Genomic DNA, 6,887 nt, shown 5'->3' with positions numbered 1-6,887 from the left:
AGCTTGGCGAGGAGCGAGTCCCACGCCGGGCCGATGACCGAGCCGGACTCCACGCCCGCGTCCAGGCGGACACCCGGGCCGGACGGCGGCGCGAACGTGGTGACGGTGCCGGGGGCGGGGAGGAAGCCCCGGCCCGGGTCTTCGCCGTTGATGCGGAACTCGAAGGAGTGGCCGCGCATCTGCGGGTCGTCGTAACCGAGTTCCTCGCCGTCGGCGATCCGGAACATCTCCCGCACGAGGTCGATGCCGGTGACCTCTTCGGTGACCGGGTGCTCCACCTGCAGGCGGGTGTTGACCTCGAGGAAGGAGATCGTGCCGTCCATGCCGACGAGGAACTCGACCGTGCCGGCGCCGACGTAGCCGGCCTCCTTCAGGATCGCCTTCGACGCCGCGTACAGCTGCTCGTTCTGCGCCTCGGAGAGGAACGGCGCGGGGGCCTCCTCGACCAGCTTCTGGTGCCGGCGCTGCAGCGAGCAGTCACGGGTGGAGACCACGACCACGTTGCCGTGGGAGTCGGCCAGGCACTGGGTCTCGACGTGGCGGGGCTTGTCGAGGTAGCGCTCGACGAAGCACTCGCCCCGCCCGAACGCCGCGACGGCCTCGCGGACGGCGGAGTCGTAGAGCTCGGGGACCTCTTCGAGGGTGCGGGCGACCTTCAGGCCGCGTCCGCCGCCGCCGAAGGCGGCCTTGATCGCGATCGGCAGGCCGTGCTCCTGGGCGAACGCGACGACCTCCTCCGCGCCGGAGACCGGGTCGGGGGTGCCGGCGACCAGCGGGGCGCCGGCGCGCTGGGCGATGTGCCGGGCGGCGACCTTGTCACCGAGGTCCCGGATCGCCTGCGGCGGCGGGCCGATCCAGGTCAGACCGGCGTCCAGGACCGCCTGCGCGAAGTCGGCGTTCTCGGAGAGGAACCCGTACCCCGGGTGGATCGCGTCCGCCCCCGAGTCCTTCGCCGCCGCGAGCACCTTGGCCATGTCCAGATAGCTGGCGGCCGGGGTGTCACCGCCCAGGGCGAACGCCTCGTCGGCCGCGCGGACGTGCAATGCGTCCCGGTCCGGCTCGGCGTAGACGGCCACACTCGCGATCCCCGCGTCCCGGCACGCCCGGGCCACACGGACTGCGATTTCGCCACGGTTGGCGATGAGCACCTTGCGCACGATGGCTCCCTCCTTGAAAACAAGCTGAGTTTAGGGACTACCGACACGGCCTTTCGACCCGTCCCCAGTGGTGAGCTTGCCCACACGGAGCGTGATACGAGGCGTTCGGGGTCATGAAATCCCTTGCCGTACCACGGTACGCAGGACTCCTCTACGGCACAGTAGCTCCGAGGTGTGGCACAGGTCTCTGTTCGGGCGACCAGTCGCCGATCAGGTTTCTTTGTGGAGTCCCTACGAATGGCGCAATGATTCTTTGCCCTGGGAAGGTCCGTCGCCGACCCTTGTCCGCGGGTTTACCCGGCAGTAGCCTTCGCGCAGTCGTTCGTACTGTCGGTAACAGCCGTATACAGGGGGTGGCCGAGGTGGCCCGCAGACCGATAGCGCTCGTGACGGCGGGGGTGCTGTTCCTGGAGGCGCCGGCCATCGTCGGGCTCAACGCCGTCATGGCCCGTTTCGTCGAGGCCCAGTCGATGTCCCTGGACGGGCTCGACCCCGACCACATGGTGACCGGGACGTGGGTGCTCGGCATCGTCTCCGGGCTGCTGCTCGCGCTCTGCGCCACCGTCGCGCTGATCGCCGGCATCCGCGACCGGCGCCCGGGGCGGGCAGGTCGGGCCCTGCTCGTCGGCTGCGCGGTCGTGCACGGGTTGCTGGGCGCCGTGACGGTCGGTCTGATCGGCTGGGGCGCCTTCGCGTTCATGACCGTGGTGCTCGGCCTGATCGTGCTGACCCTTGTGGCGTACGGCAAGGGCGCCGACACCCCCGGAGGGGCACCGGCGCCCGCGTGATCGGCGTACGTCCCGTCGTCAGTGCCACAGGTCCGTGATCGAGACCCCCAGCTTGCCGAGCAGCCTGCGCAGCAGCGGCAGGGACAGGCCGATCACGTTGCCCGGGTCGCCGTCGATGCCGTCGATGAACGGTGCCGAACGGCCGTCCAGGGTGAACGCGCCCGCCACGTGGAGCGGTTCGCCGCTCGCCACGTACGCGGCGACCTCGGCGTCGGTCGGCTCGCCGAAGCGGACCACGGTCGAGGCGGTCGCCGACTCGTAGCGCTTGGCGGCCGTGTCGTAGACGCAGTGCCCGGTCTGGAGGATGCCGACGCGCCCCCGCATGTCCTTCCAGCGGGCGGTGGCCTCCTCGGCGTCCGCGGGCTTGCCGAGGGCCTGTCCGTCGAGTTCGAGGACCGAGTCGCAGCCGATGACCAGGGCGCCGAAGACCTCGGGGCGGGCGGCCACGTGGGCGGCCTTGGCCTCGGCGAGCGCGAGGGCCAGTTCGGCGGGGGTCGGGGCGTGGACCCTGTCCTCGTCGACGCCGCTCACGATGACCTCGGGGGCGAGTCCGGCCTGCCGCAGCAGTCCGAGACGGGCGGGCGAGGCGGAGGCGAGCACGACACGGCGGCGATCAGGAGTCATGGGGGAAGCGTAGCCAGTACGGCCGCTCGCAGCGGCCAATCGGCCGACGCCCCGTCACTCAGTGGACGCCGACCACGAACATCGCCACCACCATCGCCAGGGCCAGCAGGATCGACGCGCGACGCAGCATCGCCTGCATGTCGCGCATCTCCTTCGGCGGCTCGTTCTCCGGGTCGGACCACAGCATGCGTCCGATCCTGCTCGTGCGACGGCCGGGACGCCTGAGTACTCGTACTCAAGCGTCCCGGTGCCGAAGAACTAGACGGACTAGTTGATCCCGGGTTACGGGGCGGTGAACACCCCCGCCTCGGCCGACGTCAGCGCCGCCCGGGCCGCCCGCTCGCCGTCCTCAGGGCCCAGCGGCTCGCGCGTGATCATGAAGCGGTAGTAGAGCGGGGCGGAGACCGCGCGCAGCAGCTCCAGCTCGTCCGTCTCCGGCGGGATCTCGCCGCGCGCCGCGCCCCGCTTCACCACCGGGGCCCACTCCTCCAGACGGGCCCGGTAGAAGCCGTTCAGCGCCTCGGCGCACTCCTCGTCGCAGGCCGCGGCCGCGATGACCGCACGGAAGACGCCGCCCATCCGGGGGTCGGTGAGCGTCCTGACGACGAGCGCGGCGTTGGCCCGCAGGTCGCCCGCGAGGCTGCCGGTGTCGGCGGCCGGCAGGGACCGCTCGGCCATGTCGCGCAGCAGGTCGGCGACGAGGCCGACGGGGGAGCCCCAGCGCCGGTAGACGGTCGTCTTGCCGACGCCCGCGCTCGCGGCGACATGGTCCATGTTCAGCGCGTGGAAGCCCGTGGCGGCCAGGGCGTCCTCGGTCGCTTCGAGGACGGCCCGGCGCACCTTCGCGGTACGGCCCCCGGGACGCACGGTGCCGGGCACGGCCGGCTGGCTCTCAGTCAAACGGGTCTCCTGTTCCATTAACGCCTTCGAGTCTGCTACGGTACGGGACATCTTAACGGAATCAGATTCCCATTAAGGGGTCCGCCGATGGTTGCCACCGATGTCCGGTCACAGGCCGGCACCCAGCCCGCCGCCCGTATGGACGGACGGATGCGGCTCGTCCTCCTCGTCCTCCTCGTCGCCCAGTTCATGCTGGCCGTCGACTTCTCGATCCTGAACGTCGCGCTGCCCGTCATCGGCGAAGGACTCGGCTTCTCGCTGGCGAACCTCCAGTGGATCGCCACCGCCTTCGCGCTCGCCGCCGCCGGATTCACCCTCCTCTTCGGGCGCGTCGCCGACCTCGTCGGGCGCCGCCGCCTCTTCCTCGGCGGCATGGCGCTGCTCGGGGTCTCCTCGCTCCTCGGCGGCCTCGCCACCGACCCCGCCCTGCTGATGGCCGCCCGCGTCGCCCAGGGCCTCGCCACCGCCGCCGTCACGCCCGCCGGGCTCTCCCTGCTCACGTCCTCGTTCCCCGAGGGCCCCCTGCGCGCCAAGGCGCTCGGCCTCAACGGCGCGCTCATGTCGGCCGGGTTCACCACGGGCGCGATCCTCGGCGGCGTCCTGACCGAGCTGCTCTCGTGGCGCTGGGCCTTCTTCATCAACGTTCCCGTCGCCCTGGCCGTCCTGCTCGTCGCGCCCGCCGTGCTCCAGGAGAGCCGCCCGGCCGTCCGCCCGCGCCTCGACGTCCCCGGCGCGGTCACCGTCACCGGCGGCCTCCTCGCGCTCGTCTACGGCCTCACCACCGAGCCCCTGGCCCTGCCCGTCGGCGTCGCCCTGCTCGTGGCCTTCTGGTTCGTGGAGCGCCGCGCCGCCTCACCCCTCGTACCGGTACGGATCCTCGCCCGCCCCACCGTCATCTGGGGCAACCTGGCCGGGCTCGTCGCCTTCGTCACCGAGACCTCGCTGGTCTTCCTGATGACGCTCTACCTCCAGGACGTCCTGGGCTTCTCCCCGCTCGCCGCCGGTCTGTCCTTCGGCGTGCTCGGGGCGGGCACGGTCATCGGCGGAGTCCTCGCACCGCGCTTCATCGGACGGTACGGCTCGCGGACCGCCCTCGTCGCCGGCGGGCTGCTCCAGGCCGTCGCCACGGTCTCCCTCTACGCCCTCGGCGACGACCGCAGCTGGCTCTGGCTGCTCCTCGCCGGCACGTTCGTCGGCGGTGTCGGCAACATGGTCGCCATCGTCGGCTTCATGGTCACCGCCACCTCCGGACTGCCCGACTCCGAGCAGGGCATGGCGACCGGCCTCGCCACGATGACGCAGCAGATCGGCATCACCATGGGCACGCCGATCATGAGCGCCGTCGTCGTCACCTCCGCCACGGTCTTCGACGGCATCGGCCTCGCGGTCCTCGTCAACGCGGGCATCGTCGTGGTGGGCGCGGTCCTCGCCGGGATCTTCCTGCGCCGCACGTGACGGCTCCCCGGGCACGCGAAAGGCCGGACCCGCGGGGGGTCCGGCCTTCGGCACACCGGTCGGGCTACGCCGGCCAGTAGGAGCGCGCCCACGAGCGCGGCCCCGGCCGGGGGCGTACCGAACGGGCGATGCGGGCCGGGTCCGACCAGCCCTCCGGCTCCTCCGGGCCGCTGCCGCCGGCCGCGGAGGCCGCGGCCGTCGCCGCGGCCCGGGCCTGGACCACCGCCAGTGCGGCGGCCAGCTCCTCCGGGGTCGGGTTTCCTCGTACGACCTTGATCATGTCGACTCCCTGAGGCCTAGAGGGGGATGTTGCCGTGCTTCTTCGGAGGAAGGGATTCCCGCTTCGTCCGCAGCTGACGCAGGCCCTTCACGATCTGCGGGCGGGTGTCCGACGGCAGGACGACCGCGTCGATGTAGCCGCGCTCCGCCGCCGTGTACGGGTTGAGCAGGGTGTCCTCGTACTCCTGGATCAGCCGCGCGCGCTCGGCGTCCTGGTCCTCGGCCGCCGCGATCGTCCTGCGGTGCAGGATGTTCACCGCGCCCTGCGCGCCCATGACCGCGATCTGCGCGGTCGGCCACGCCAGGTTCAGGTCGGCGCCCAGGTGCTTGGAGCCCATGACGTCGTACGCGCCGCCGAAGGCCTTGCGGGTGATGACGGTGATCAGCGGGACCGTCGCCTCGGCGTACGCGTAGATCAGCTTGGCGCCCCGGCGGATGATGCCGCCGTACTCCTGGTCGACGCCCGGCAGGAAGCCCGGCACGTCGACGAAGGTGATGACCGGGATGTTGAACGCGTCGCAGGTGCGCACGAAGCGCGCGGCCTTCTCGCTCGCGTTGATGTCCAGGCAACCGGCGAACTGCATCGGCTGGTTGGCGACGATGCCGACCGGGAAGCCCTCCACGCGGCCGAAGCCGGTGAGGATGTTCGGCGCGAACAGCGCCTGCGTCTCCAGGAACTCGCCGTCGTCGACGACGTGTTCGATGACGGTGTGCATGTCGTACGGCTGGTTGGCGGAGTCCGGGATCAGGACGTCCAGCTCGCGGTCCTCGTCCGTCGGCTCCGTCTCGGCGACCTCCGGGAAGGCCGGCGGCTCGGAGAGGTTGTTCGACGGCAGGTACGAGAGCAGGGACTTGACGTACTCGATCGCGTCCTTCTCGTCGCCGGCCATGTGGTGCGCCACACCGGACGTGGTGTTGTGCGTGCGCGCGCCGCCCAGCTCCTCGAAGCCGACGTCCTCGCCGGTGACCGTCTTGATGACGTCCGGTCCCGTGATGAACATGTGCGAGGTCTGGTCGACCATCACCGTGAAGTCGGTGATCGCGGGGGAGTAGACCGCGCCGCCCGCGCAGGGGCCGACGACCAGGGAGATCTGCGGAATCACGCCCGAGGCATGGGTGTTCCGGCGGAAGATCTCGCCGTACATGCCGAGGGCCATGACGCCCTCCTGGATCCGCGCGCCGCCCGAGTCGTTGATCCCGACCACCGGGCAGCCCGTCTTCAGCGCGAAGTCCATGACCTTCATGATCTTCTGGCCGAAGACCTCGCCGAGCGCGCCGCCGAAGACCGTGAAGTCCTGCGAGAAGACGGCGACCGGACGGCCGTCGACCGTGCCGTACCCGGTCACCACACCGTCGCCGTACGGACGGGTCTTCTCCAGGCCGAAGTTGGTCGACCGGTGCCGGGCCAGCTCGTCGAGCTCCACGAACGAGCCCTCGTCGAGCAGGAGCGCGATCCGCTCCCGCGCGGTCAGCTTGCCCTTCGCGTGCTGCTTCTCCACCGCCCGCTCGGAACCGGCGTGGGTGGCCTCGTCAATCCGGCGCTGAAGGTCCGCGATCTTGCCCGCGGTCGTGTGAATGTCGATCTCTTGCGGCTCTACCGACTCGGACATCGGGATGCGGCTCCCTGCCTGGTCACGGGGGTTCGTTTGCTACGAATGGGCTACTGCTCGGCTACTGACCCGTA

The 6,887-nt window shown here is 71.1% G+C and carries 8 protein-coding genes; 2 read left to right on the top strand and 6 right to left on the bottom strand.

Annotated features, from left to right (window positions below; genetic code table 11):
- Positions 1-1,157 (bottom strand): biotin carboxylase N-terminal domain-containing protein (locus AB0F56_RS29255; protein ID WP_362014796.1); only part of this gene is annotated, 1,157 nt, incomplete at its 3' end.
- Between the two features lie 362 nt (positions 1,158-1,519).
- On the opposite strand from AB0F56_RS29255, the gene AB0F56_RS29250 reads away from it, so the two are divergent.
- Positions 1,520-1,945, top strand: coding sequence for a hypothetical protein (locus AB0F56_RS29250; RefSeq protein WP_362014794.1), 426 nt, complete (start codon positions 1,520-1,522; stop codon positions 1,943-1,945).
- An 18-nt stretch (positions 1,946-1,963) separates the two neighbouring features.
- Here AB0F56_RS29250 and AB0F56_RS29245 read toward each other — a convergent pair whose 3' ends face one another.
- The 3 genes from AB0F56_RS29245 to AB0F56_RS29235 form a co-directional block, all read right to left on the bottom strand.
- Positions 1,964-2,569, bottom strand: coding sequence for a nucleoside triphosphate pyrophosphatase (locus tag AB0F56_RS29245; RefSeq protein WP_362014792.1), 606 nt, complete (start codon positions 2,567-2,569; stop codon positions 1,964-1,966).
- 58 nt (positions 2,570-2,627) lie between these two features.
- Positions 2,628-2,756, bottom strand: a complete 129-nt coding sequence (locus tag AB0F56_RS29240) for a hypothetical protein (RefSeq protein WP_361442946.1) — start codon at positions 2,754-2,756, stop codon at positions 2,628-2,630.
- 95 nt (positions 2,757-2,851) lie between these two features.
- On the bottom strand, positions 2,852-3,487 hold the full coding sequence (locus AB0F56_RS29235; protein ID WP_362014790.1) for a TetR/AcrR family transcriptional regulator: 636 nt from the start codon (positions 3,485-3,487) through the stop codon (positions 2,852-2,854).
- Positions 3,488-3,556: 69 nt separating this feature from the next.
- Here AB0F56_RS29235 and AB0F56_RS29230 point away from each other — a divergent pair, with 69 nt between their 5' ends.
- Positions 3,557-4,924: an MFS transporter gene (locus AB0F56_RS29230; protein WP_362014788.1), complete on the top strand. Its 1,368-nt coding sequence runs from the start codon at positions 3,557-3,559 to the stop codon at positions 4,922-4,924.
- Between the two features lie 64 nt (positions 4,925-4,988).
- Here AB0F56_RS29230 and AB0F56_RS29225 read toward each other — a convergent pair whose 3' ends face one another.
- Together AB0F56_RS29225 and AB0F56_RS29220 are read right to left on the bottom strand one after the other, a co-directional pair.
- On the bottom strand, positions 4,989-5,204 hold the full coding sequence (locus tag AB0F56_RS29225) for an acyl-CoA carboxylase epsilon subunit (protein WP_362014786.1): 216 nt from the start codon (positions 5,202-5,204) through the stop codon (positions 4,989-4,991).
- A gap of 16 nt (positions 5,205-5,220) precedes the next feature.
- Positions 5,221-6,813: an acyl-CoA carboxylase subunit beta gene (locus AB0F56_RS29220; RefSeq protein WP_362014784.1), complete on the bottom strand. Its 1,593-nt coding sequence runs from the start codon at positions 6,811-6,813 to the stop codon at positions 5,221-5,223.
- Positions 6,814-6,887: the final 74 nt, after the last annotated feature.

Source organism: Streptomyces sp. NPDC026092, assembly GCF_040638605.1.
Lineage (GTDB): Bacteria > Actinomycetota > Actinomycetes > Streptomycetales > Streptomycetaceae > Streptomyces.
Note: the sequence above shows the minus strand (reverse complement) of the source record. Positions and strands in the feature narration are given on the sequence as shown.

What these genes read in the sequence shown, in the direction of transcription:
- AB0F56_RS29225 (WP_362014786.1), bottom strand. Translation starts at nt 5,204, where the DNA reads ATGATCAAGGTCGTACGAGGAAACCCGACCCCGGAGGAGCTGGCCGCC.
- AB0F56_RS29235 (WP_362014790.1), bottom strand. Translation starts at nt 3,487, where the DNA reads ATGGAACAGGAGACCCGTTTGACTGAGAGCCAGCCGGCCGTGCCCGGC.
- AB0F56_RS29240 (WP_361442946.1), bottom strand. Translation starts at nt 2,756, where the DNA reads ATGCTGTGGTCCGACCCGGAGAACGAGCCGCCGAAGGAGATGCGCGAC.
- AB0F56_RS29230 (WP_362014788.1), top strand. Translation starts at nt 3,557, where the DNA reads ATGGTTGCCACCGATGTCCGGTCACAGGCCGGCACCCAGCCCGCCGCC.
- AB0F56_RS29220 (WP_362014784.1), bottom strand. Translation starts at nt 6,813, where the DNA reads ATGTCCGAGTCGGTAGAGCCGCAAGAGATCGACATTCACACGACCGCG.
- AB0F56_RS29245 (WP_362014792.1), bottom strand. Translation starts at nt 2,569, where the DNA reads ATGACTCCTGATCGCCGCCGTGTCGTGCTCGCCTCCGCCTCGCCCGCC.